Raw genomic sequence first — 22322 nt, 5'->3', positions numbered from 1 at the left:
ATGGTGTGACGGCTGACGGCACGGTTTCACCCGCCCCTCCACCGTAAACGGAACGGGCAGGCGGAGGGTTCCGTCGGAACCCCCAACCTGCCCGTAGGGGAAAGCCCTCACACCGGAAAGCCCTCACCCCGTCATGACGACGACCGTCGACTAGGCCGGAACGATGTTCACCAGCTTCGGCGCCCGGACGATCACCTTGCGGATGCCCGCCCCGTCCAGTGCCGCGACGACGGCCGGGTCCGCCAGAGCCAGCGCCTCCAGCTCCGCGTCCGTGATCGACGGGGAGATCTCCAGGCGCGCCCTGACCTTGCCCTTGATCTGGACGACACAGGTCACGGTCTCGTCCACGACGTACGCCGGGTCGGCTACCGGGAAGTCCTGGTGCACGACCGACTCGGTGTGGCCCAGCCGGCGCCACAGCTCCTCGGCGATGTGCGGCGCCAGCGGCGCCACCAGCAGCACCAGGGCCTCGGCGACGGGGCGCGGCAGGGGGCCGCCGGCCTTGGTCAGGTGGTTGTTCAGCTCGGTGACCTTGGCGATGGCCGTGTTGAAGCGCATCCCGGCCATGTCCCCGCCGACGCCGTCGATCGCCTTGTGCAGCGCGCGCAGCGTGTCCTCGCCGGGCTCGCTGTCGACGACGGTGACCTCGCCGCTCTCCTCGTCGACGACGTTGCGCCACAGCCGCTGCAGCAGCCGGTACTGGCCGACGACCGCGCGCGTGTCCCAGGGACGCGACACGTCCAGGGGGCCCATGGCCATCTCGTACAGCCGCAGCGTGTCCGCGCCGTACTCGCCGCAGATCTCGTCGGGCGTCACGGCGTTCTTCAGGGACTTGCCCATCTTGCCCAGAACGCGGGAGACCTTCTCGCCCTCGTAGTAGAACGCCCCGTCACGCTCCTCGACCTCGGCCGCCGGAACCGCGATGCCGCGACTGTCCCGGTAGACGAAGGCCTGGATCATGCCCTGGTTGTACAGCTTGTGGAACGGCTCGGCGGACGAGACGTGGCCCAGGTCGTGCAGCACCTTGGACCAGAAGCGCGCGTACAGCAGGTGCAGCACGGCGTGCTCGGCGCCGCCCACGTACAGGTCGACGCCACCGGTCGGCTGTCCTTCGCGCGGGCCCATCCAGTACTGCTCGATCGCCGGGTCGACCAGTTGCTCGGAGTTGTTCGGGTCCAGGTAGCGCAGCTCGTACCAGCAGGAGCCCGCCCAGTTGGGCATGGTGTTGGTCTCGCGGCGGTACTTTCGCGGACCGTCGCCCAGGTCCAGAGTGACGTTGACCCAGTCGGCGTTGCGCGACAGCGGGGTCTCGGGCTGGGTGTCGGCGTCGTCCGGGTCGAAGGTGCGCGGCGAGTAGTCGTCGACCTCCGGCAGTTCCAGCGGCAGCATCGACTCGGGCAGCGGGTGGGCGATGCCCTCCTCGTCGTACACGATCGGGAAGGGCTCGCCCCAGTAGCGCTGGCGGCTGAACAGCCAGTCGCGCAGCCGGAAGTTGACGGTGCCCTCGCCGACACCGTGTTCCTTCAGCCAGTCGGTGATCTTCGCCTTGGCCTCGACGACGCCCAGGCCGTCCAGCGAGACCTCGTCGTTGGCGGAGTTGACCAGCTTCGCCTCGTACGAGCCGAAGGCGTCCTCCCACGTCGAGGCGTCGGTGCCGCGGTCGTCCGACGGCTCCACGACACAGCGCATCGGCAGCTCGAAGGCGCGCGCGAAAGCGAAGTCGCGTGCGTCGTGCGCCGGTACGGCCATGATCGCGCCGGTGCCGTAGCCCATCAGGACGTAGTCGGCGATGAAGACGGGGACCTGCTCGCCGCTGACCGGGTTGGTCGCGTACGCGCCGGTGAAGACACCGGTCTTGTCCTTGGCCTCGGCCTGCCGCTCCACGTCGGACTTGGCCGCGGCCTGCTTGCGGTACGCGGTGACGGCCTCGGCCGGGGTGGCGTGGCCGCCGGTCCAGACCGGGTGGGTGCCGTCGGGCCAGGCGGCGGGAATGATCCGCTCGACCAGCTCGTGCTCCGGCGCCAGCACCATGTAGGTGGCACCGAACAGGGTGTCCTGGCGGGTGGTGAAGACGGTGATGCTGCCGGCTCCGTCGACGGGGAAGTCGACGCGCGCGCCCTCGGAGCGGCCGATCCAGTTGCGCTGCTGCAGCTTGATGGCCTCGGGCCAGTCCAGCCCGTCCAGGTCGTTCAGCAGCCGGTCGGCGTAGGCCGTGATGCGCATGTTCCACTGGCGCAGCTTGGCCTTGAAGACGGGGAAGTTGCCGCGCTCGGAGCGGCCGTCGGCCGTGACCTCCTCGTTGGCCAGGACGGTGCCCAGGCCGGGCGACCAGTTGACGGGCGCGTCGGAGGCGTAGGCCAGCCGGTGGTCGCTCAGGATGTCGGCGCGCTCGGCGGCGCTCAGCGCACTCCAGTCGCGGCCGTCGGGGGTCGCGCGCTCACCGGACTCGAACTGGGCGACCAGCTCGGCGATCGGCCGGGCCCGGTCCGCGTCGGTGTCGTACCAGGAGTTGAAGATCTGCAGGAAGATCCACTGGGTCCACTTGTAGTACTCGGACTCGATCGTGGCGAACGAGCGGCGCTTGTCGTGGCCCAGGCCCAGCCGGCGCAGCTGGACCGTCATGTTCTCGATGTTGGCCTCGGTCGAGATCCGCGGGTGCGTGCCGGTCTGCACGGCGTACTGCTCCGCAGGCAGACCGAAGGCGTCGAAGCCCAGGGTGTGCAGGACGTTGTGGCCGGTCATCCGCTGGTGGCGGGCGTAGACATCGGTGGCGATGTAGCCCAGCGGGTGGCCGACGTGCAGGCCCGCACCCGAGGGGTACGGGAACATGTCCATGATGAATTTCTTCGGCTTGGCGGCCAGCTCCGGGTCGCCTGCCAGGTCGCCGGTCGGGTTCGGTGCCTCGTACGTGCCCTCGGCGTCCCAGAAGTCCTGCCAGCGTGCCTCGATGTCGGCGGCCATCGCTGCCGTATAGCGGTGCGGCGCAGCAACCTCGGCTGCGGAATTCGTCTCGCTCATGATCCTCAAAGCTCCATCGATCGTCATCTGCCGGCGCCCACGTCTACGGACACGCGTCTACGGAAACGAAAAAACCCCTCGCACAGGAGGGGACGCCGCGCTGATGCCGACCAGGCGTTCTCACCGGTCGGGACTGATCAGCACGGCTCGCTAAGCAGAAGGCGTACGGCACGCATGGCGTCAGGGTACCGCACAGGCCCGGCCGCCATCCGGGCACCGCCGATCCGTGGACACGACGGGTGGCGAACCGGGCGGCAGAACGTCCGGGAAGCGTGGGTTACTCCGCGTAATGCCCTCTATCGGGGCAACCACCCAAACCTCGTACCGGCCGGTATGGAGCGCCTTAGCATGCGGCAACGGGACCGCTTTGCCGAGCCATTCGGAGTCGCCCCCCATGAACCCTCATCGCAAGATCCGCTCAACGGCCGCCCCGCTCAAGGGGCCGAGTCGTCACGTACAGGGCGGGCTGACCGTCGCTGTGCTGGTTCTCCTGCCGCTGCTCGCCGTGGCGGGCAGCGACGGTCTGCGCGCCACGCTCGACTTCACGACCGGTGTCCTCTCGCTGGTCTCGCTCACCGCCGCGGTGGGCTGGGGCCTGCTCGCCACCGACCGGCTGTTCCTCTCCTCGCGCCAGCGACTGGTCGGCCAGGCCGTCCACCGCACCGCCGCTGCCGCCTCGCTGGGCTTCCTGCTGCTGCATGTCACGGTGAAGGTCTCGCTGGGGCATGTGGCTCTGCTCGGCGCCCTCGTGCCCTTCGGTCTCGGGGCCGGCGGTACGGCGGGGCTGATCGGTTTCGGTGCGCTGGCCGGTCTGCTGATGGTGGTGGCGGCCGCGACGGGCGCGCTGCGCAGCGCCTTCGCCGGCCCCGGCAAGGTCGCCGGTCGCTGGCGGGCGCTGCACGCACTGTCCTACCCGGCGTGGTGTGCCGCGCTGGTGCACGGTCTGTACGCGGGCCGGCCGCCCGCGGTCTGGGTCGTCGTGATGTACAGCCTGTGCCTGGTCGCCGTGGCGGCCGTGCTGTGTCTGCGCATGCTGCCCGTGCCGGTGAAACGGCGGATCGCCGGAGTGATCACCGCTCTGATCAAGCCTGACGCCCTGCCTGCCGAGCCGGATCCGGTGACCCGCGAGGCCCCGCTGCCCGGTGCGGACACCGCGGCGCTGCCAGGGTCGTACGGAACAGGCACCGCCGTCACCGGCCGGGACGGGCTCGGCAGCCTGGTACGGGGCACCCCGCTGCCCTCGTCGTTCGAGCACCCCCGGACCACGCTCCCAGCACCTGCCCCACCGCTGTACGAGGCCCCGCCCCGCAGCTCAGACCGCCTCACGACGGGCTTGCTCCCGAGTGCGTCCGGCGGGCTGAGGGGCTCCGGGCCCGGGATCGCCGCCGGGTACCGCGCGGTCTCGGCGCCCGCCGGGACCGCCGCCCGCCGGCAGCAGTCCGGGCACTGGCCGACGCCGTCACCCGCCCCGCCGACCCGGGCAGTGCGCCCGCCGCCCGAGCCCGCAGGGGCGGCGCGTCCCCCGCACGAGCCCCCCGCCCCGTCCTTCGAACCCGTGCGGGCGCCCGCCGCCCCCTACGTCCCCGCCCAGGAACCTCCGTACGCCGCCGCCGGAGGAGCGACCGCTCCGCTGCCCGCCGTCGGCGACACCGCACCGCTCCCGGGGCCGTTCTACCCGCCCCCGGCCGGAGAACCCTGGACCGCACCCGCAGGAGACCGACCGTGAACATCCCCCTCCCCGACGTCCCCGAGGTCCGGGTCGTCGGTCTCCCCCAACTGACCAGCGGCTTCGACCTGGTGGAGCGGCTCGACCTCGGCATGCACCTGAAGGTGCACGGACCGCTGGAGCCGATGACCGGCGAACGCCTGGCGGAACTCGCCGAGTCCATCTCGCTGAACGGCCGCGGCGGTGCCGGATTCCCCTTCGGCCGAAAGCTGCGGGCCGTCGCCAAGGCGTCCATCCGGCGCGGGGTACGCCCGGTCGTCGTGATCAACGGCAGCGAGGGAGAGCCCGCCTGCCGCAAGGACACGGTGCTGCTCAACCGCGCCCCGCACCTCATCCTGGACGGCGCCCTGCTGGCGGCCGAGGCGCTCGGCGCCCGCACCCTGATCGTCGCCGTCACCCGCAACTCCACGGAGATCTCGGTGCGCTCCGCACTGGCCGAGCGGGGTCTGTCCGACCGGCGGGGCCAGCCGTTGCGGGCCCGGGCGGTACGGACGCCGGAGCGGATGGTCTCCGGTGAGGCCTCGGCCGTCATCCGGGCGGCGTCCGGTGGCCCGGCCCTGCCGCCGGGGCGCCGCGAGCGGGCCGCGGAGTCGGGGGTCGGCGGCGCCCCCACCCTGCTGTCGAACGCGGAGACGTACGCGCAACTCGCCGTCGCCGCCCGGATAGGCGCCCGCCGTTACGGGAACACCGGCCTGCCCGACGAGCCCGGCACGGTGCTCCTCACACTCTCCGGCGCGGTCGCACGCCCGATGGTCATCGAAGTGCCGACGGGTGTGCCGCTGCGGTACGTGCTCCAGCTGGCCGGCGCTCCTCCGCTGCCGCAAGGCGTGCTGACGGGCGGCTATCACGGCAACTGGATCAGTGCGCACGCCATGCACGACGCCGTCGTGTCCCGGGAGTCGCTGGCCGCGGCAGGCGGGGCGCTGGGAGCCGGGGCGATCCTGCCGATCGGGCAGGAGACGTGTCCGCTCGGCGAGTCCCTGCGCGTGGCGAACTGGCTGGCCGCCGAGACCGCGGGCCAGTGCGGCCCGTGCAAGCTCGGGCTGCCTGCCGCCGCCGGCGGGCTCTCCGACGTACTGAACGGGGGCGGCCCGGCTGCTCTGGAGGCGCTGCGTGAGGTGACGCTGGCGGTCAAGGGGCGGGGCGCCTGCAAGCATCCGGACGGTTCGGCGCGCTTTCTGTCGTCCACGCTCTCCGCGTTCACCGACGACCTGGCCGCGCATGTGCTGGACGGCGGCTGCGGGCGCGAGACGTTGGGGGTGCTCCCCCTTCCCGCACCCGGGTACCAGGATGTGGAGGAGTCCATTCCCAGCGGCGAGAAACTTGCCGTGGACTGGACGCTCTGCCGAGGTCACGGCCTCTGTGCGGACATCGTCCCGGAGTTGATCAGGCTGGGCCCCGACGGGTATCCGGCGCTGGCGGACGCCGCGGTTCCGATGCATCTGCGCGGACGCGCGCAGCGTGCCGTACGCCGTTGTCCCGCCCTGGCGCTCCGGATCGAACAGCAGGCTCCCGAGCGGCCCGCGCTGCCTCCGGGCACCGGCCGGAAGGCCCTCGGCAGCGGCCGGAGTTGAACTGCCGAAAACGACTGGCGGGCCACCCGAATCGGATGGCCCGCCAGTCGATCTTCACTGTGGAGCTAAGGAGAATTGAACTCCTGACCTCCTGCATGCCATGCAGGCGCTCTACCAACTGAGCTATAGCCCCGCGTTGTCCTGCCCGGTCTCCCGTGGCGACATCGAGAACATTACCGGTCACCCCGGCCGTCCACCAAATCGATTCCGGTCGACCCCTCCCCGGCCCCTCTCCGGCTCCCCTCCGACCCGTCTCCGGCCGATCGACGGGGCCGGTCAGGCGGTGGCGAAGGAGTAGAAGCGCTTGAGCGTGCAGTGCTCCTCCAGCAACCGTCCGTAGATCGGCTCCCCCTCCAGCTCCCGGTAGGTCTCGATGGGGTCGCCTTTTATGACCAGCGCCCGTGCGCATTCCTCGCACCAGTACTGGTAGTCCGTGTTGACCGGGTCCATGTCCCTGACGATGGGCGTACCGCTGCCGCACCAGTCGCATTTCCGCCTGTGCGCACCCATGGATCAGCTCCGGCTGCGGCCGCGGGCCGTACACATGGGGAGGATCCCGGTGAGATCACCGGGCGTTCGGCGTCCCGGAAGGCCGTTGCCGGCCGGCGGGAGAGGAGCGGCCGGGAGCGGGCTGCCGGCGGAACGGCGGGCGCATGCGCGGCCTCGGCGGACGAGGGGCAGGTCCGGGACCTCGTGGCGGCTCGCAGGCATCGCGCACTCCTCCCCGTTCGGTCCGTCTCCCCTCCGGCGGTCCGATTCTGCCATGACCCCGCAAGGGGGCCAGCCCGCCGGAGATCCCGTCCTCCGCCGACGCCGCGGAAGCAGGGGGCAGGCGGCAGCTGACGGCGCCCGCGCGCCTGCCCGAGGACAGGTTGCGCGGGCGCGGGGAACAAGCAAGGATCCCGCCCCCTGATGGGGACGGGATCCTGATTGTGGAGCTAAGGAGAATTGAACTCCTGACCTCCTGCATGCCATGCAGGCGCTCTACCAACTGAGCTATAGCCCCGCTGTTCGCTGTGTTTCCCTGCGTTTCCGCGCTGCGAACAAGAAGAACTTTAGCCTGTGACCAGCCAGAAAGTGAAATCCGGCCGAAGCTACCCGATGACGCCCTGCGGGCGCCGCCCGGGCACCCGGTCAGGCGTCGTCGCCGAGCACCGGTTCGGGCAGGGTGCCTGCGTTGTGTTCCAGCAGACGCCAGCCGCGGGCGCCCTCGCCCAACACCGACCAGCAGCAGTTGGAGAGTCCGCCGAGCCCTTCCCAGTGGTGCGCTTCCAGACCCAGCAGCCGGCCGATCGTGGTCCGGATGGTGCCACCGTGACTGACGACGACGAGCGTGCCGTCGTCAGGCAGCTTGTCGGCGTGCGCGAGCACGACGGGGGCTGCCCGGTCGGCGACCTCGGTCTCCAGCTCGCCGCCGCCGCGCCGCACGGGCTCGCCGCGCTTCCAGGCCGCGTACTGGTCGCCGTACAGTCCCACGATCTCCTCGTGGGTGAGGCCCTGCCAGGCGCCCGCATAGGTCTCACGCAGTCCCGGGTCGTGCGCGACACCGAGCCCGGTGATCGCGACGAGCTCGGCCGCCGTGGCCGCGGCCCGCCGCAGATCGGATGCGACGATCGCGTCCGGCTTCAGCGAGGCGAGCAGCCGGGCGGCCCGACGGGCCTGCCCGACGCCTTCCTCGGTGAGATCGATGTCCGTGGAGCCCTGGAACCGGCGCTCCAGGTTCCACGCCGTCTGGCCGTGTCGCCAGAGGACGATCCTGCGGCCCCTGCCGCTTCCGCTGCCGTTCAGCTCTGCTCACCTTCCGTGCCGCCGGTGAGCTGTGCGTGCTCCTCGGCCTTGCCGCGGGTCTTCACGGCGTCCTCGGGAAGAGGAATCTCGGGGCAGTCCTTCCACAGGCGCTCCAGCGCGTAGAAGACGCGCTCCTCGCTGTGCTGGACATGGATGACGATGTCGACGTAGTCGAGGAGGATCCAGCGCGCGTCGCGGTCGCCCTCACGGCGGACCGGCTTGGCGCCGAGCTCCTTCTGGAGCTGCTCCTCGATCTCGTCGACGATCGACTTGACCTGGCGGTCGTTGGGGGCCGAAGCCAGCAGGAAGGCGTCCGTGATCGACAGCACGTCGCTGACGTCGTACGCAATGATGTCGTGCGCGAGCCGGTCGGCGGCCGCCTGAGCGGCGGCGTTGATGAGCTCGATGGAGCGGTCCGTGGCGGTCACATGCAGGCTTTCGTCGGCGGTCAGATCAACCTCTAGGGTCTCACGGACCGCCGACAGCCCACGCAGTCATCTTCCGAAGAGCGTTCAGGAGTCGTCCGCCGGCGTTCAGGGGCGGCTCCGGAACCGCTCAGGCAACCGCTCAGGCAACCGCTTCGGAGCCGCCCGCACCCGGCCCGTGAGCGGTTCGGGAACGGCGTCGGGGCGGCCCCGGAACCGTCCCGGAGCCGCCCCTGAACAGGACCGGCGGACCGGCCCGGCCGTACCACCGGCCTACTTGATCTTGTAGTCCTGGCCGATGACAACGGACACGTCCGCGTTGCCGGCCGGCTTGCCCTGCTTCGCCGCGCTCGCCGGCAGCCCGAGGGTCGCGGCGACCTCGGTCGCCTTCTTCTTGTCCGCCGCGCCCCTGTAGACGACCTCGGAGGACGCCACCGCGCCGGACTTCCCGCTGTTCACGAAGGTGTAGCCGCCGTTGACCAGCTCGATCCGGGCGGACTCCGTACCGCGGTCGCTGCCCGTGGCGTTCTTGACGCCGACCCGTACCGCCGCGTCCGCGGACGGGGCCTTGAACGTGCCGCCCAGGATGTCCTTGACGACGCTGTCCGTGGCGGCCTCGGTGAGGGTGCCGTCGTCCTGGACCGGCAGCAGCGCGGTCTTGTAGTCGCCGAGCTTGGCGTGCTCGGCGAGCTTGGCCAGGGACGCGCCGAGGTCCTGCTCGGGCAGTGACGGGTCGAGGATCTGGGCCAGCGTCTCGACGGTGACCGTGGCGGCCTTCGGATCGTCGGAGATCTTCCGCAGCACTCCGCGCATGACCTGCCCGAACCGCATCAGCTGCCTGGCCTCGGCCTCGTCGGGACCCCGGTACGTGGCGTACGCGACGGCCATCGGCCCGCTGAGCGTCTGCGCCTTGCCCTTCTTCACCAGGGGCGCGGCCCCCTTCTTGGCGTCGGGAACAGCGGTGTCGGTGTCGACCTCGATGTTGCCGACCAGGTCGACGAGGTTCTCCAGATACGGGGTGTCGAGCCGCCACGTGCCGCTGATCTCGGTGCCGAGCAGTGTGTCGATGGACTCGCGGGTTCCGGAGGTCCCGTCGTCGTCGACCGATTTTCCGAGCGTGGTGGTGGCACCGTCCTGGTCGGCGACGGCCAGCGAGTTGGGCAGCAGAACCGTGGTGCCCTGCTTGGTGGTGACGTTGTCGACGAGCAGGGCCGTGGACGTGCCGCCGCCCTTGGTGTTGTGGAGGTGGACCACGATGACGTCCCGCCGCTGCGGACCGGTCGCCGTGGTGTTCTCCTTCTCCGACGCGGAGAGGCCGGGGATCTTGTCCGCGGACCACAGGTAGCCGACGCCGCCGAGCACGACGAGGACGGCCACGACGATCAGCGCGACCATCCGGTTGTGGCCGCGCCGGCGTGCCTCCTCGCGGCGTTCACTGCGGCTCTCGGTGAACTTCAGCCAGTCGATGACGTCTTCGGAGTCCTCGTCGGGCTCCTCGATGAAGGAGAACTGCTCCGTGCGGTAGTCCCGGTCGCCCCGGCGCGGCCCCGGAACGCCTGCCTCAGGCTCCGCTGCCCGCTGCGGCTCGGGAGCCCGCTGCGGTTCCGGAACCCGCTGCGGCGGAGCGGCAGCGGGCGCCGGGGCCTGCTGCGGGACGCTCCACTGCTGCTGCGTGGTGTCGACCGCGGCAGGCTGCTGGCCCGTGTCGTAGCCGTAACCGCCGTCGTAGCCGTAACCCTGCTGCGGAGGTTGCTGCTGGGACGGCTGGTGCTGCTGCGCGGCGTACGGATCGTAGTGCTGCGGGGGCACGGCAGGCTGCTGTTGCTGCTGTTGTTGTTGTTGTTGCTGCTGCTGCTGCTGCTGCTGCTGGGCGTACGGGTCGTAGCCGTATCCCTGACCACCCTGCGGCGCCTGCTGCTGGGGCTGCTGGGCCTGGTGCGGCGGCTGAGGTGCCTGCTGTGCGTACGGGTCGTACTGCTGCTGCCCAGGCTGCGGCTGCTGCTGGTACACCGGCTGCCCGTACTCGTCGTAGCCGACGATCTGCGGCTGCTGGTAGTACGGGTCGTACGGATTCTGTCGGTCGTTCACCGGTGCCCCTCTCCGTGGCTCATTCGCCGCGGTAAAGCTGGCGCTTGTCGATGTAGCGGACCACACCGTCCGGCACCAGGTACCAGACCGGGTCCCCCTGGGCGACCCTCTCGCGGCAGTCCGTGGACGAGATCGCCAGTGCGGGGACCTCCACGAGGGATACGCCCCCCTTCGGCAGCCCGTCGTCCGTCAGCACGTGCCCCGGCCGCGTCACACCGATGAAGTGGGACAGCGAGAAGAGCTCTTCGGCATCCCGCCAGGTGAGGATCTGGGAGAGCGCGTCGGCGCCCGTGATGAAGAAGAGGTCCGCGTCGCCGTGGACCGCGCGCAGGTCCCGCAGGGTGTCGATCGTGTACGTGGGACCGTTGCGGTCGATGTCGCTGCGGCTGACCGAGAACTGCGGGTTGGAAGCTGTCGCGATGACCGTCATCAGATAGCGGTCCTCGGCCGGGGAGACCTGCTTGTGGCTCTTCTGCCACGGCTGCCCGGTCGGGACGAAGACCACCTCGTCGAGGTGGAACTGGGCGGCCACTTCACTGGCCGCCACCAGGTGTCCATGATGAATCGGGTCAAACGTCCCGCCCATCACGCCGAGTCGGCGCTTTCCGCGGCCGGTAGGCACTTCCTGCTCTCCCATGCGTGCAGAGCCTACTGGCACAGCTGTACGCCTCGGCCTCAGCGGTCGCGGTTGAAGCGCGTGGTGATCCACAGAAGGAGGAGAAGCGCGACAAACGCACCGCCACCGGTGAGGAGCGGGCTGAGACTTTCGTGGTTACCACCGTGCTCGCCCTCGGCGGCGACGGTGACCAGCTGGTGTGCGGTGCTCGTGAGGCTCATCTTCAGCAGGACCTATCGATCGGGAGTCGGAGGGAAGACGTCGCGGACATCGTATGCGGGTGCCCCGGGCACGCTCACGCCGACTCAGTCGTTGTTGTCGTCGTTGCGGTATCCGCGCAGCAGGAACCAGGCCAGCAGGGCTGCTCCGACGAGCGAGGCGATCAGCACGATGCGGATCGTGTTGCCCGGCCCCTGGTCCTCGGATGCGGCAGCGAGCAGAGCAACGGTGTGCGGCATGTCGGGCGTCTCCTCAGTTGTCCACAGCCCCCCGCACACCGTAGCCCCAGCACCTACGCTGGGATTTGTCAGGGGGCGAGCGATGTCTCGTACGAAACAGGGGGCCCATTCATGACCGACGGCAGCCACGAGAACCATGGCCAGGTGCCGAGCAGGCAGCGCAGGCGCTTCCCGGGAATCTCCTCCCGGGCGTACGAACACCCGGCGGACCGCTCCGCCCTGGTGGCACTGCGCAAGCTGAGCGGTTTCGACACCGTCTTCAAGGCGCTGAGCGGACTGCTGCCGGAGCGCAGTCTGCGACTGCTCTTCCTGTCGGACTCCGTCCGGGTGAGCGACGCGCAGTTCAGTCATCTCAACGACATGCTGCGGGACGCCTGTTACATCCTGGACCTGGAGAAGGTCCCTCCGATGTACGTCAGCCAGAACCCGCAGCCCAACGCCATGTGCATCGGCCTGGACGAGCCGATCATCGTGGTGACGACGGGCCTGGTGGAGCTGCTCGACGAGGAGGAGATGCGGGCGGTCGTCGGGCACGAGGTGGGGCACGCCCTCTCCGGCCACGCCGTGTACCGCACGATCCTGCTCTTCCTCACCAATCTCGCCCTCAAGGTGGCCTGGATCCCGCTCGGCAATGTCGCGATCATGGCGATCGTCACTGCGCTGCGCGAGTGGTTCCGCAAGTCGGAGCTGTCCGCGGACCGGGCCGGGCTGCTGGTCGGCCAGGACCTGCAGGCCTCGATGCGCGGGCTGATGAAGATCGCCGGCGGCAACCACCTCCACGAGATGAACGTGGACGCGTTCCTCGCCCAGGCCGATGAGTACGAGAAGGCGGGCGACCTGCGCGACTCCGTCCTCAAGATCCTCAATGTGCTCCCCCGTTCGCACCCGTTCACCACGGTGCGCGCGGCCGAGCTGAAGAAGTGGTCCGAGACCCGCGACTACCAGCGGATCATGGACGGCCACTACCCGCGGCGCGACGAGGACAAGGACACCTCGGTGACGGACGCCTTCAAGGAGTCCGCCTCGCACTACGCCGATTCGGTGCGCAGCAGCAAGGACCCGCTGATGAAGCTGGTCGGCGACATAGCGGGCGGAGCCGGCGACCTGGGCGGCAAGCTCCGCGACAAGTTCACCGGCGCGGGCGGCAGTGGCGCCAAGGGGGCCGGGACGGCCAAGGGCGACGCTACGGACGGCTCACAGCAGTCTCCGGGGCCTGAGGACCCCGAGGGGCCGTCTGCGGCGCCCGGGACGGCAGGGAGCTGACCGCCAGCGTCCCGCACAGCGCCGCGGTGGGCAGGCCCGTCGCATAAGGGTCGGTGCCCGCGGGGCCGCCGCCGGCCGCCCGTTCGCCCGCGAGCAGCGGCCGCAGTGCCCCGGTGGTGTCGGCGGAGCAGGACTGCGGCCCGGCCTGGACGTAGCTGGTCTGCACCTCCAGCCGGTGCAGCCGCAGATCATCACGGTCGAACCGGAAGCGCATCTCCCGCCGTACGGTGAACAGCGAGGCGCCGCCCGTCCGTTGGGGGCCCGAGACGGCCGGGCGGAGCACATAGGCGAAGGTGTGGTCCGACACCACCTCCAGGGCGTCGGCCCCCACCTCGGCGTACCGCAGGGTGCCCCGGACCCGGATCTCCGGATCCGGGGTGACCTCGTCCGGATCGAACCGCACCAGCCAGCCCGACACCGCGTGCTGCCCGTCGTCGTGCGGCTCGTTCATGCTCCGGTCGAACTGGCCCATCTGGTCCGGGTCGAGCAGTGATTCCACGGGGCGCACCGCGGTACCGCCGAGGACGTCGAGGTCGAGCGAGGAGGCCACCAGGTAGTCCTTGGCCGTGGCCAGGGCGGTGTACACCTGGCTGTCGGAGAAGTTCTCCGTCCGCCGGGTGACCGGGAGGCTGATGCCTGCGGCCCCTTTCGGGAACGGGGCGGCGGGGCTGTTCGCGAAGAGGGCGGCCGTGGTGCCGGCCGGCACGACCCCGCGGGGCGCCAGCGGGACGAGAGTCATCCGCAGCGGCTCGGCCCGCCTGGTGACGGGGTTCGCGTAGGGGTGGCGGAAGCCCATGAAGACGGCGGCGCCGAAGGCCAGGGCTATCAGGACGACCAGGGCGAGCGCGGCCCTTGAACCGTTGCGGACGGCACGGCCCGGCAGGCTCCGGACCGCACGGGCGTGTTCTCCCATGCGCTCCTGGGCGGAGAATTCCTGCAGCCGGGCAGCCCGGACGAAGGACTCGTCGAAGACCAGGGACCGGTACTCGTCCTCACTGCCGCTCGCGCTGTTCTCCGACGGGCCTTCGGGTGGATCTCCGTGGTCTGCCATGACTTCTCCCGACTCCACGCCACCGACCGGGGCCGAAACGGTGCGCCCCTTCCGGCCGAAAGGCTCCGGACAGGGTCTGCCCGTCATGCGTGGGCATGAACGGACAAGTGAGAAGCCCCCTCTTCGAGCGGGTGAGGGGTCATATCTTCAGAGTAGGTCGATTACGGCCGAGGTAAACGCGGCGACGGGCGGGAACTGCCGCGACGTTCCCCCGGTCGGGCGGTTCAGGCCGCGGAAATCACGGCGCCCTGGACCAGGCCCGGAAGTCACGGCGCCCTGAAACCGGGCCCGGAAGTCACGGCGCCCTGGACCGGGGCTCGGGCTCGGCGGCCGCGCGGAGCAGGCGTGGCGTCGGCGGGCGGGAGCGGACGCCATGGAGGCCGACGTGGTGGCGCCGGCGGGCGCGGCACGGCGGGGCGGCCCGGGCCGCCGGCACGGCACAGGGCTAGTGCGACCCGTGAGCCCTTGCGCGCATCGGGGCACGGCACGGCCCGGCCCAGCCCGGCAGGCCAGCCCGGGCCCGACAGGCCCGGGACGCGTCAGGGGGTGCGAGGAACCGCGGAAACCATCGGGCGGGAGTAGCCGTCCGCCGCGGACGGGGCCGAGGTGGGCCCCGGTGCGCTGTCCACGCCGCTCGTGGCCGGTGGCGGGACCTGGTCCTGACGGTCGCCCGAGGTGTTGCGGTACACAGCGCTGAAGGCCAGCGCGACCATACCGACGCCCATCAGCACCGCCAGCAGCCAAGCCACCGGCCGGTGCCACCGCGCGGTACCCCGGTAGGGGCGGAGGGCGCCGCCGTGACGTCCGTAGGGGCCGCTGTCGCTGTAGTCGTCATCCCCGTCGAGCGGGTCGCCGTAGGCGCCTGTGCGCCCGAACCCGTCGTCGTAGAGGTCGTCGTCCAGCGGCCCACCGCCGGCCCGGGCCCGGTGCGCATCGGCATCGGCGCGCGCCTCGGCAGCCGCCAACAGCCGCTCGACGGCGGTCGGTTCGTGGAACTCGGCTGCCTGTACGAAATCCTCGTCGAACACCACGGAGGCGAAGTCCTTGTCCGCGCCCCCGCGGTCGTCGTCGGGCTCCCAGCCGTTCGGGAACGGCCTGCCCCCCACGTCGTCCGGCACGGCTTCAGCCTAGACCCGCGGGGTGCCTTTGGGCAGGGAGACGGCGCATTCGCCGCATTCCGTGGTCACCTCACGTGGCCGTCACCGGTCACGATGTACTTCGTGGACGTCAGCTCCGGCAGCCCCATGGGGCCCCTGGCGTGCAGCTTCTGTGTGGAGATACCGATCTCCGCACCGAAGCCGAACTGACCGCCGTCCGTGAAACGCGTCGAGGCGTTCACTGCCACCGTCGTCGAATCCACCAATTGGGTGAACCGGCGGGCCGCGGCCTGTGAGGTCGTCACGATCGCCTCGGTGTGGCCGGAGGACCAGAGCCGGATGTGCGCCACGGCCGCGTCCAGCGACTCCACGACGGCCGCCGCGATGTCGTACGAGAGGTACTCGGTCTCCCAGTCCTCCGGCGTCGCCGCCACCACGGTGGCCTTGGACCCCTCGGCGTACTCCAGGACCCGCTCGTCGCCGTGCACGGTGACACCGGCCTCGGCGAGGGCGTCCAGGGCCCGCGGCAGGAACGCGTCGGCGACGTCCTTGTGGACCAGGAGCGTCTCCGCGGCGTTGCAGACGCTCGGGCGCTGCGCCTTGGAGTTCACCAGGATGGCGACGGCCATGTCGATGTCGGTCTGCGCGTCCACGTACACATGGCAGTTGCCGGTACCGGTCTCGATGACCGGGACGGTGGACTCCTCGACGACGGTGCGGATCAGCGACGCGCCGCCGCGCGGAATGAGTACGTCGACCAGGCCGCGCGCCCGCATGAGCTCGCGTACGGAGTCACGGTTCTCGCCCGGGACCAGCTGCACCGCGTCGGCCGGCAGTCCGGAGCCGCCGACCGCGTCGCGCAGCACCCGGACGAGTGCGCTGTTGGAGGCGTGGGCGGAGGACGAACCGCGCAGCAGCACCGCGTTGCCCGACTTCAGGCAGAGGGCCGCGGCGTCCACCGTCACATTGGGCCGGGCCTCGTAGATGATCCCGACCACGCCGAGGGGGACCCGGACCTGGCGCAGATCGATGCCGTTGGGCAGGGTCGAGCCGCGCACGACCTCGCCGACCGGGTCGGGCAGCGCCGCGACGTCCCGCACGTCGGCCGCGATGGCCCGGATCCGCTCGGGGGTGAGGGTGAGCCGGTCGACGACCGACTCGCCGGTCCCGGCCTCGCGGGCGCGGGCCACGTCCTCGGCGTTGGCCGCGAGGATGTCGCTGGTCCGCACTTCGAGCGCGTCCGCGATCGCCAGCAGCGCGTCGTCCTTCGCCGCGCGCGGAAGTGGCGCAATGTCGGCGGCCGCGGAGCGGGCCCGGTAGGCGGCCTGGGCGACCGGGGACATGTTGTCGTACGGCGAAAGCGTGGTCATGCCCGCAGACTAATGCGCACGCTGCGGGCATCCGTCACGTATCCCGTGATGCGAGACGGCCGTCCGGGGGACGGGCGGCCGGGTCAGTACGGGTGCACGCCGACCGGGGCGGCCGGGGGCGGCCCGTATCCCTCGGCGATGCGCTGGTGGTACGTCTCGCGGTCGATGACCTCCAGGCCGACGATCTCCCACGGTGGCAGCCCCGCACTGGAACGGTGCTCGCCCCACAGCCGCAGGGCCACCGCCGCCGCGTCGTGCAGGTCGCGGGCCTCTTCCCAGTAGCGGATCTCCGCGTGGTCGTTGGCATAGCGACTGGTCAGCAGGAAGGGGTGGTCGTGCGCGAGCTGTTCGAGGCCGCGTCTGACCTCCTTGAGCGGGATCTCGGCACCGGAGACACAGAGCGTGATGTGCCACAGTTTCGACTGGGTGCGTTCCTGGCCCGCCACCGTCGGTTCCGGACCGGTGGTCCGCTCGTCCCTCCGGTCCGCGGAGCTGCCCCCGTCGAAGCCTGGGCCCGCTCCGACGCTGGTCAGGGCGCGGCTACCCGTTCCTCGGGGCGGCGCCCCCGGGCGCGCTCGTCTCACCGGCGGCCTCCTGTGAATGTGTTGCTTTGCTGTACCCCGCAGTGTCCCTGCTACAAAGTGGACCAGTACGCGGCCCGGCTTGGGGCGGTTTTCGTGAAGGTCTCTGCCCGAAGGCTGGACTTTCAGCCGTTTCAGGGGTCGGTCAGGTGTGGAGAACGACGAGATCGTCCCTGTGTACGACTTCGCGCTCGTAGGCGGGGCCGAGTTCGCGGGCCAGGTCGCGGGTGGAGCGGCCGAGGAGCTGCGGGATCTCCTTGGCGTCGAAGTTGACGAGCCCGCGGGCGACCGGCCGGCCCCGCAGATCGCGCAGTTCCACCGGGTCGCCCGCGGTGAACTCGCCCTCGACCGAGGCGATCCCGGCCGGCAGCAGCGAGCTGTGGCGCTCCACGACCGCCTGCACGGCCCCGTCGTCCAGGGTCAGCGAACCCTGCGGGGTGGAGGCGTGGGCGAGCCACAGGAGCCGGTCCGCCGAGCGGCGCCCGGTGCGGTGGAAGTAGGTCCCCGTGTCGCGGCCCGCCAGCGCGTCGGCCGCATGACTCGCCGAGGTCAGGACGACCGGCACGCCGGCCGCGGTGGCGATCCGGGCGGCCTCGACCTTGGTGACCATGCCGCCGGTCCCGACGCCCGCCTTGCCGGCGCTGCCGATGCTGACCCCGGCCAGATCGGCGGGGCCGGTGATCTCCGCGATGCGGGTGGTGCCCGGGATGCTCGGGTCGCCGTCGTAGAGGCCGTCCACGTCCGAGAGGAGGATCAGCAGGTCGGCGCGGACCAGGTGGGCGACGAGCGCGGCGAGCCGGTCGTTGTCGCCGAACCGGATCTCGTCGGTGGCGACGGTGTCGTTCTCGTTGACGATCGGCAGCGCGCCCATGTCCAGGAGCTGGTCCAGGGTGCGGTAGGCGTTGCGGTAGTGGGCGCGGCGGCTGGTGTCGTTGCTGGTGAGCAGCACCTGGCCGACGCGGACTCCGTAGCGGGCGAAGGAGGCGGTGTAGCGGGCGACGAGCAGCCCCTGGCCGACGCTGGCCGCGGCCTGCTGCCTGGCCAGGTCCTTGGGCCTGCGGTGCAGTCCGAGCGGGGCGAGTCCGGCCGCGATGGCGCCGCTGGAGACGAGGACGACCTCCCGCTCGCCGCCGCTGCGCACCTTGGCGAGCACGTCGACGAGGGCGTCGACCCGGTCGGCGTCGAGGCCTCCCGCGGCGGTGGTGAGGGAGGAGGAACCGACCTTGACCACGATCCTGCGGGCCTCCGTGACGCCCTGCCTGGCCCCTGACACGCGCATCCCCCATGGTTCGCCTCGCTGGACCCCGCAATCTACGCGAGCGCGGAATCCGGCGCCTTCGCGTTCCGCACCGTGGACCCGCTTTCGTCCGCATCCATCCCGTTCCATATCTGTTCCGTATCTGTTCCCTGCCGCGGCTCGTTGCAGGAGACGTCGGCTCCACCGCCGAAGAATTCGGCGAATCTCAGGAACAGGACGTGATCGCATGCGCCAGCTCTCCATTCCCGGGGCCTGGGTGCACGAGCCCGAGGTCATCCCCGACAGCCGCGGCAGCTTCCACGAGTGGTTCAGGGCCTCGGACCTCGGCGAGGCCGCCGGGCACGGGCTGGGGCTCGCGCAGGCCAACTTCTCCACGTCCCGCCGGGGCACACTGCGCGGGATCCACTTCGCCGACGTGCCACCGGGCCAGGCGAAGTACGTCAAGTGCGTACGCGGAGCGGTGCTCGACGTGATCGTGGACGTCCGGGCCGGCTCGCCCACGTTCAAGCGGTGGGAGGGTGTCCGCCTCGACGACACCGATCACCGGGCGGTCTACATCGCCGAGGGGCTCGGCCACGCCTTCATGGCGCTGACCGACGACGCCTGCGTCCTCTATCTCTGCTCGGAGAGCTATGCACCCGGGCGCGAGCGCGGTGTCGATCCGCTCGACGCCGAGCTGGGCATCGCCTGGCCGGCGGACATCGCGCCGCTGCTGTCCGGGAAGGACGCCTCGGCGCCCTCGCTGGCCGAGGCGGAGCAGCAGGGGCTGCTTCCCTCGTACGGGGAGTGCGAGGCGTACTACGCACGGCTGCGGGCGGCCGGCCCGCCGCTTGCCGGGGTGCGGGCGGGCGGACCCTCGCTCAGCCCGGCCGGCCGCTGAGCAGGACAGGCACCAGGGGGCGTTCCGCGGCGAGCAGGGCCGGGAACGCCTCCTCCAGTGCCGTGCGCCAGTTCCTGACGGGTTCGATCCCGGCCGCCGCGAACCGGCCGTGTGCGAGCACGCTGTACGCGGGCCGGGGGGCCGGGCGGGGATAGGCGCCGCTGGTGGTGGGCCGGACGCGGGCCGGGTCGGCGCCGAGCAGCCGGAAGATCTCCTGGGTGAGACCGAACCAGGTGGTCTCGCCGCCGCTGGTGCCGTGGTAGACGCCCGCCGGGGCGGTGCCGTCGAGCGCGGCCTGTCCGAGCCGGACCAGCCGGCCGGCCAGATCGACGGTCCAGGTGGGCTGTCCGCGCTGGTCGTCCACCACGTCGAGGGTGTCCTTGACACCCTCCAGCCTGATCATCGTCCGGACGAAGTTGGCGCCGCCCACGCCGTAGAGCCAGGCCGTGCGCACGACGTAGCCCGTGTCGGGGAGGGTCTCCAGCACGGCGCGTTCGCCGGCCAGTTTGGTGCGCCCGTAGGCGCTGCGCGGGGCGGTGGGGGCGTCCTCGGCGTACGGCTGCCCGCCGTCCCCCGCGAACACGTAGTCGGTGGAGACGTGGATCAGGACGGCGCCGTGTTCTCGGCAGGCCGCGGCGAGGACCGCGGGTCCGGTGCCGTTGACCCGCAGCGCGGCGTCCTCCTGCTCCTCCGCATCGTCGACGGCGGTCCAGGCCGCGCAGTTGACCACGACGGCCGGGCGGTGCGTGGCGAACGCCTCGCGGACGCGGCCGGGGTCGGCGACGTCCAGGGCCGTGCGGTCCGCGGCGACGACGGTGACGTCTTCGTGGGCGAGTGCGGCCATGAGGTCCTGTCCGAGCATCCCGGCGGCCCCGGTGACCAGCCAGACCGGGCTCACAGGGCCGCCCTCCCCTTGAGCGGCTCCCACCAGGAGCAGTTCTCGCGGTACCACCGCACGGTCTCGGCGAGGCCGCTGCGGAAGTCCTTGCGGGGCTCGTAGCCGAGCTCCTCGCGGACCTTGGTGCAGTCGACCGAGTAGCGCCGGTCGTGGCCCTTGCGGTCCTCGACGTAGGTGACATCGGTGTCCCAGTCGGCGCCGCACGCCGCCAGGAGCAGCCCGGTGAGCTCCTTGTTGGAGAGCTCGGTGCCGCCGCCGATGTTGTAGACCTCGCCCGCGCGGCCCTTGGTGCGGACGAGTTCGATGCCCTGGACGTGGTCGTCGATGTGCAGCCAGTCGCGGACGTGGGCGCCGTCGCCGTACAACGGGACCGGCCGGCCCTCCAGCAGGTTGGTGACGAAGAGCGGGATGACCTTCTCGGGGAAGTGGTGGTGCCCGTAGTTGTTGGAGCAGCGGGTCACCCGCACGTCGAGTCCGTGGGTGCGGTGGTAGGAGAGTGCGATCAGGTCGCTCGACGCCTTGGAGGCGGAGTACGGGGAGTTGGGCGCGAGCGGTTCGCTCTCGGTCCAGGAGCCCTCGTCGATCGATCCGTAGACCTCGTCGGTGGAGATGTGCACGAAGGTGCTGACACCGGCCCGGTGCGCGGCGTCGACGAGGGTGTGGGTGCCCAGGACGTTGGTCCGGACGAACTCGGCGCCGCCGTCGATGGAGCGGTCCACATGTGATTCGGCGGCGAAGTGCACCACCTGGTCGTGCCCGGCCATGAGGCCGCCGACCAGCTCCGCGTCACAGATGTCGCCCTGCACGAACGAGAATCCGGGGTGGTCGCGCACCTCGTCGAGGTTGGCCGGGTTGCCCGCGTAGGTGAGCTTGTCGAGCACGGTGACGGCGACGTCACCGGGGCCGCCCGGGCCCAGCAGCGTACGGACGTAGTGGGAGCCGATGAAGCCGGCGCCGCCGGTCACCAGGATGTGGGTGGTCATGACGAGATCTGAACCTTGCTGTGGTCGCCGAGGACGAGTCGGTGGGCGGACGGGCTGCGGGGCGCGGGGGTCACCTCGACCTCGTGGCCGATGAGGGAGGCCTCGACGCGGCGGACACCGTCGATCGAGGCTCCCCGCAGCACGATGGAGTACTCGATCTCGCTGTCCTCGATCCGGCAGTCGTGGGCGACCGAGGTGAACGGCCCGACGTAGGCGTCGCTGATCACCGAGCGGGCGCCGATGATGGCGGGCCCGACGATCCGGCTGCGGGTGACCCGGGCGCCCGGCTCGATCCGGACCCGGCCGATGATCTCGCTCTCGTCGTCGACGTGAGCGCCCTGGGTGCACGGCTCGACGGTCTCCAGCACGGTGCGGTTGACCTCCAGCATGTCGGTGACGTTGCCGGTGTCCTTCCAGTAACCGCGGATCGTGGTGGAGCGGACGTCGCGCTCCTGGTCGATCAGCCACTGGATGGCGTGGGTGATCTCCAGCTCACCGCGCCAGGACGGTCGGATGGAGCGGACGGCCTCGTGGATGACCCGGGTGAAGAGGTAGACGCCGACGAGCGCCAGGTCGCTCTTGGGCTCCTTCGGCTTCTCCTCCAGGGCGACGACCCTGCCGTCCCCGTCGAGTTCGGCGACGCCGAACGAGGTCGGGTCGGGCACCTGGGTCAGGAGGATCTGGGCGTCGGGCCGGTCCGCGCAGAACCCCTCGACCAGACCGGCGATCCCTCCGACGATGAAGTTGTCACCGAGGTACATGACGAAGTCGTCGTCACCCAGGAAGCGCTGGGCGATCAGGACCGCGTGTGCGAGGCCGAGCGGCTCGGACTGCGGGATGTAGGTGACGTCGATGCCGAACCGGGAGCCGTCGCCGACCGCCGTACGGATCTCCTCCTCGGTGTCCCCCACGATGATGCCGACCTCGGTGATGCCGGCTTCCGCGATGGCTTCGAGTCCGTAGAAGAGCACCGGTTTGTTCGCCACCGGGACCAGCTGTTTGGCCGAGGTATGAGTAATGGGACGAAGACGGGTGCCCGCCCCACCGGAAAGTACGAGAGCCTTCACAGTTCTGCCCCACGATGAGTCGGCGGTCCTGTCGCAGTGGCTGCGACCTACCGGGTGACCTTAGTCAGATTCGGCCACTCATCCGCAGCGAAACAGCTCCGTCTACCCGCTTACCGACTCATCCGGAGGAAAAGCGACGGGCCCCCGTAACCATTCGGCTTTGTTTCGCATCCATCGGTTC

At 70.9% G+C, this 22322-nt stretch carries 20 protein-coding genes and 2 tRNA genes; 4 read left to right on the top strand and 18 right to left on the bottom strand.

Annotated elements, in window-relative coordinates:
* Positions 1-150 precede the first annotated feature (150 nt).
* Positions 151-3018 carry a leucine--tRNA ligase gene (gene leuS, locus ACIOEW_RS02090; protein ID WP_401960523.1) on the bottom strand — a complete coding sequence of 956 codons (2868 nt, stop codon included), beginning with the start codon at positions 3016-3018 and terminating at the stop codon, positions 151-153.
* Positions 3019-3412: 394 nt separating this feature from the next.
* Between leuS and ACIOEW_RS02085 the strand changes: the two genes are divergently transcribed.
* Together ACIOEW_RS02085 and ACIOEW_RS02080 are read left to right on the top strand one after the other, a co-directional pair.
* Positions 3413-4744 (top strand): hypothetical protein, encoded by a 1332-nt coding sequence (locus ACIOEW_RS02085; RefSeq protein ID WP_362540769.1) that lies wholly within the window; start codon positions 3413-3415, stop codon positions 4742-4744.
* Positions 4741-6318 carry a ferredoxin gene (locus tag ACIOEW_RS02080; protein WP_401960520.1) on the top strand — a complete coding sequence of 526 codons (1578 nt, stop codon included), beginning with the start codon at positions 4741-4743 and terminating at the stop codon, positions 6316-6318. The genes ACIOEW_RS02085 and ACIOEW_RS02080 overlap by 4 nt, the downstream gene beginning before the upstream one ends.
* A gap of 60 nt (positions 6319-6378) precedes the next feature.
* Here ACIOEW_RS02080 and ACIOEW_RS02075 read toward each other — a convergent pair.
* From ACIOEW_RS02075 to ACIOEW_RS02035, 9 genes are all read right to left on the bottom strand, one after another.
* A tRNA-Ala gene (locus ACIOEW_RS02075) sits at positions 6379-6451 on the bottom strand.
* A gap of 143 nt (positions 6452-6594) precedes the next feature.
* A complete protein-coding gene (locus tag ACIOEW_RS02070) occupies positions 6595-6828 on the bottom strand; it encodes a hypothetical protein (RefSeq protein ID WP_362540763.1) in 234 nt (77 codons plus the stop codon).
* 423 nt (positions 6829-7251) lie between these two features.
* Positions 7252-7324: transfer RNA gene (locus ACIOEW_RS02065), tRNA-Ala, on the bottom strand.
* A gap of 128 nt (positions 7325-7452) precedes the next feature.
* Positions 7453-8106 carry a histidine phosphatase family protein gene (locus tag ACIOEW_RS02060; RefSeq protein ID WP_326740606.1) on the bottom strand — a complete coding sequence of 218 codons (654 nt, stop codon included), beginning with the start codon at positions 8104-8106 and terminating at the stop codon, positions 7453-7455.
* Entirely contained in the window at positions 8103-8534 is a 432-nt protein-coding gene (gene rsfS / locus ACIOEW_RS02055) for a ribosome silencing factor (protein WP_350997062.1), read from the bottom strand. The genes ACIOEW_RS02060 and rsfS overlap by 4 nt, the downstream gene beginning before the upstream one ends.
* Before the next feature lie 270 nt (positions 8535-8804).
* A complete protein-coding gene (locus ACIOEW_RS02050) occupies positions 8805-10619 on the bottom strand; it encodes an LCP family protein (RefSeq protein WP_401960516.1) in 1815 nt (604 codons plus the stop codon).
* A gap of 19 nt (positions 10620-10638) precedes the next feature.
* Positions 10639-11256, bottom strand: coding sequence for a nicotinate-nucleotide adenylyltransferase (gene nadD / locus ACIOEW_RS02045; RefSeq protein ID WP_350997056.1), 618 nt, complete (start codon positions 11254-11256; stop codon positions 10639-10641).
* 38 nt (positions 11257-11294) lie between these two features.
* Positions 11295-11456: a hypothetical protein gene (locus ACIOEW_RS02040; protein ID WP_187285139.1), complete on the bottom strand. Its 162-nt coding sequence runs from the start codon at positions 11454-11456 to the stop codon at positions 11295-11297.
* Between the two features lie 84 nt (positions 11457-11540).
* The gene (locus ACIOEW_RS02035; protein ID WP_219571512.1) at positions 11541-11693 is read right to left on the bottom strand and encodes a hypothetical protein; all 153 of its coding nucleotides are present in this window, start codon (positions 11691-11693) and stop codon (positions 11541-11543) included.
* Positions 11694-11804: 111 nt separating this feature from the next.
* Here ACIOEW_RS02035 and ACIOEW_RS02030 point away from each other — a divergent pair, with 111 nt between their 5' ends.
* Positions 11805-12956: a M48 family metallopeptidase gene (locus ACIOEW_RS02030; protein ID WP_401960513.1), complete on the top strand. Its 1152-nt coding sequence runs from the start codon at positions 11805-11807 to the stop codon at positions 12954-12956.
* Here the strand turns inward: ACIOEW_RS02030 and ACIOEW_RS02025 are convergent.
* The 5 genes from ACIOEW_RS02025 to proB all read right to left on the bottom strand — a co-directional run bounded on the left by ACIOEW_RS02025 (position 12877) and on the right by proB (position 18286).
* Positions 12877-14007, bottom strand: coding sequence for a hypothetical protein (locus ACIOEW_RS02025; RefSeq protein ID WP_401960510.1), 1131 nt, complete (start codon positions 14005-14007; stop codon positions 12877-12879). The genes ACIOEW_RS02030 and ACIOEW_RS02025 overlap by 80 nt on opposite strands.
* A 539-nt stretch (positions 14008-14546) precedes the next feature.
* A complete protein-coding gene (locus ACIOEW_RS02020) occupies positions 14547-15125 on the bottom strand; it encodes a hypothetical protein (RefSeq protein WP_362540750.1) in 579 nt (192 codons plus the stop codon).
* A gap of 65 nt (positions 15126-15190) precedes the next feature.
* Positions 15191-16474, bottom strand: coding sequence for a glutamate-5-semialdehyde dehydrogenase (locus tag ACIOEW_RS02015; RefSeq protein WP_401960507.1), 1284 nt, complete (start codon positions 16472-16474; stop codon positions 15191-15193).
* A gap of 83 nt (positions 16475-16557) precedes the next feature.
* Positions 16558-17058 carry a hypothetical protein gene (locus ACIOEW_RS02010; RefSeq protein ID WP_401960504.1) on the bottom strand — a complete coding sequence of 167 codons (501 nt, stop codon included), beginning with the start codon at positions 17056-17058 and terminating at the stop codon, positions 16558-16560.
* 142 nt (positions 17059-17200) lie between these two features.
* The gene (gene proB, locus ACIOEW_RS02005; RefSeq protein ID WP_362541382.1) at positions 17201-18286 is read right to left on the bottom strand and encodes a glutamate 5-kinase; all 1086 of its coding nucleotides are present in this window, start codon (positions 18284-18286) and stop codon (positions 17201-17203) included.
* 253 nt (positions 18287-18539) lie between these two features.
* On the opposite strand from proB, the gene ACIOEW_RS02000 reads away from it, so the two are divergent.
* Entirely contained in the window at positions 18540-19193 is a 654-nt protein-coding gene (locus ACIOEW_RS02000) for a dTDP-4-dehydrorhamnose 3,5-epimerase family protein (RefSeq protein WP_401960501.1), read from the top strand.
* Here ACIOEW_RS02000 and rfbD read toward each other — a convergent pair.
* From rfbD to ACIOEW_RS01985, 3 genes are read right to left on the bottom strand one after another with little or no spacing between them, the layout of a single operon-like run.
* Positions 19174-20055 carry a dTDP-4-dehydrorhamnose reductase gene (gene rfbD / locus ACIOEW_RS01995; protein WP_401961500.1) on the bottom strand — a complete coding sequence of 294 codons (882 nt, stop codon included), beginning with the start codon at positions 20053-20055 and terminating at the stop codon, positions 19174-19176. The genes ACIOEW_RS02000 and rfbD overlap by 20 nt on opposite strands.
* A 32-nt stretch (positions 20056-20087) precedes the next feature.
* Positions 20088-21074 (bottom strand): dTDP-glucose 4,6-dehydratase, encoded by a 987-nt coding sequence (gene rfbB / locus ACIOEW_RS01990; protein ID WP_362540738.1) that lies wholly within the window; start codon positions 21072-21074, stop codon positions 20088-20090.
* Positions 21071-22141: a glucose-1-phosphate thymidylyltransferase gene (locus ACIOEW_RS01985; protein ID WP_362540735.1), complete on the bottom strand. Its 1071-nt coding sequence runs from the start codon at positions 22139-22141 to the stop codon at positions 21071-21073. Before ACIOEW_RS01985 ends, rfbB begins: the two co-directional genes overlap by 4 nt.
* Between the last annotated feature and the right edge of the window lie 181 nt (positions 22142-22322).

The organism is Streptomyces sp. NPDC087901, from assembly GCF_044742205.1.
In the GTDB taxonomy this organism is placed as follows: Bacteria; Actinomycetota; Actinomycetes; order Streptomycetales; family Streptomycetaceae; genus Streptomyces.
Note: the sequence above shows the minus strand (reverse complement) of the source record. Positions and strands in the feature narration are given on the sequence as shown.

What these genes read in the sequence shown, in the direction of transcription:
- leuS (WP_401960523.1), bottom strand. Translation starts at nt 3,018, where the DNA reads ATGAGCGAGACGAATTCCGCAGCCGAGGTTGCTGCGCCGCACCGCTAT.
- ACIOEW_RS02085 (WP_362540769.1), top strand. Translation starts at nt 3,413, where the DNA reads ATGAACCCTCATCGCAAGATCCGCTCAACGGCCGCCCCGCTCAAGGGG.
- ACIOEW_RS02070 (WP_362540763.1), bottom strand. Translation starts at nt 6,828, where the DNA reads ATGGGTGCGCACAGGCGGAAATGCGACTGGTGCGGCAGCGGTACGCCC.
- nadD (WP_350997056.1), bottom strand. Translation starts at nt 11,256, where the DNA reads ATGGGAGAGCAGGAAGTGCCTACCGGCCGCGGAAAGCGCCGACTCGGC.
- ACIOEW_RS02040 (WP_187285139.1), bottom strand. Translation starts at nt 11,456, where the DNA reads ATGAGCCTCACGAGCACCGCACACCAGCTGGTCACCGTCGCCGCCGAG.
- ACIOEW_RS02035 (WP_219571512.1), bottom strand. Translation starts at nt 11,693, where the DNA reads ATGCCGCACACCGTTGCTCTGCTCGCTGCCGCATCCGAGGACCAGGGG.
- ACIOEW_RS02030 (WP_401960513.1), top strand. Translation starts at nt 11,805, where the DNA reads ATGACCGACGGCAGCCACGAGAACCATGGCCAGGTGCCGAGCAGGCAG.
- ACIOEW_RS02025 (WP_401960510.1), bottom strand. Translation starts at nt 14,007, where the DNA reads ATGGCAGACCACGGAGATCCACCCGAAGGCCCGTCGGAGAACAGCGCG.
- ACIOEW_RS02015 (WP_401960507.1), bottom strand. Translation starts at nt 16,474, where the DNA reads ATGACCACGCTTTCGCCGTACGACAACATGTCCCCGGTCGCCCAGGCC.
- ACIOEW_RS02000 (WP_401960501.1), top strand. Translation starts at nt 18,540, where the DNA reads ATGCGCCAGCTCTCCATTCCCGGGGCCTGGGTGCACGAGCCCGAGGTC.
- rfbD (WP_401961500.1), bottom strand. Translation starts at nt 20,055, where the DNA reads ATGCTCGGACAGGACCTCATGGCCGCACTCGCCCACGAAGACGTCACC.
- rfbB (WP_362540738.1), bottom strand. Translation starts at nt 21,074, where the DNA reads ATGACCACCCACATCCTGGTGACCGGCGGCGCCGGCTTCATCGGCTCC.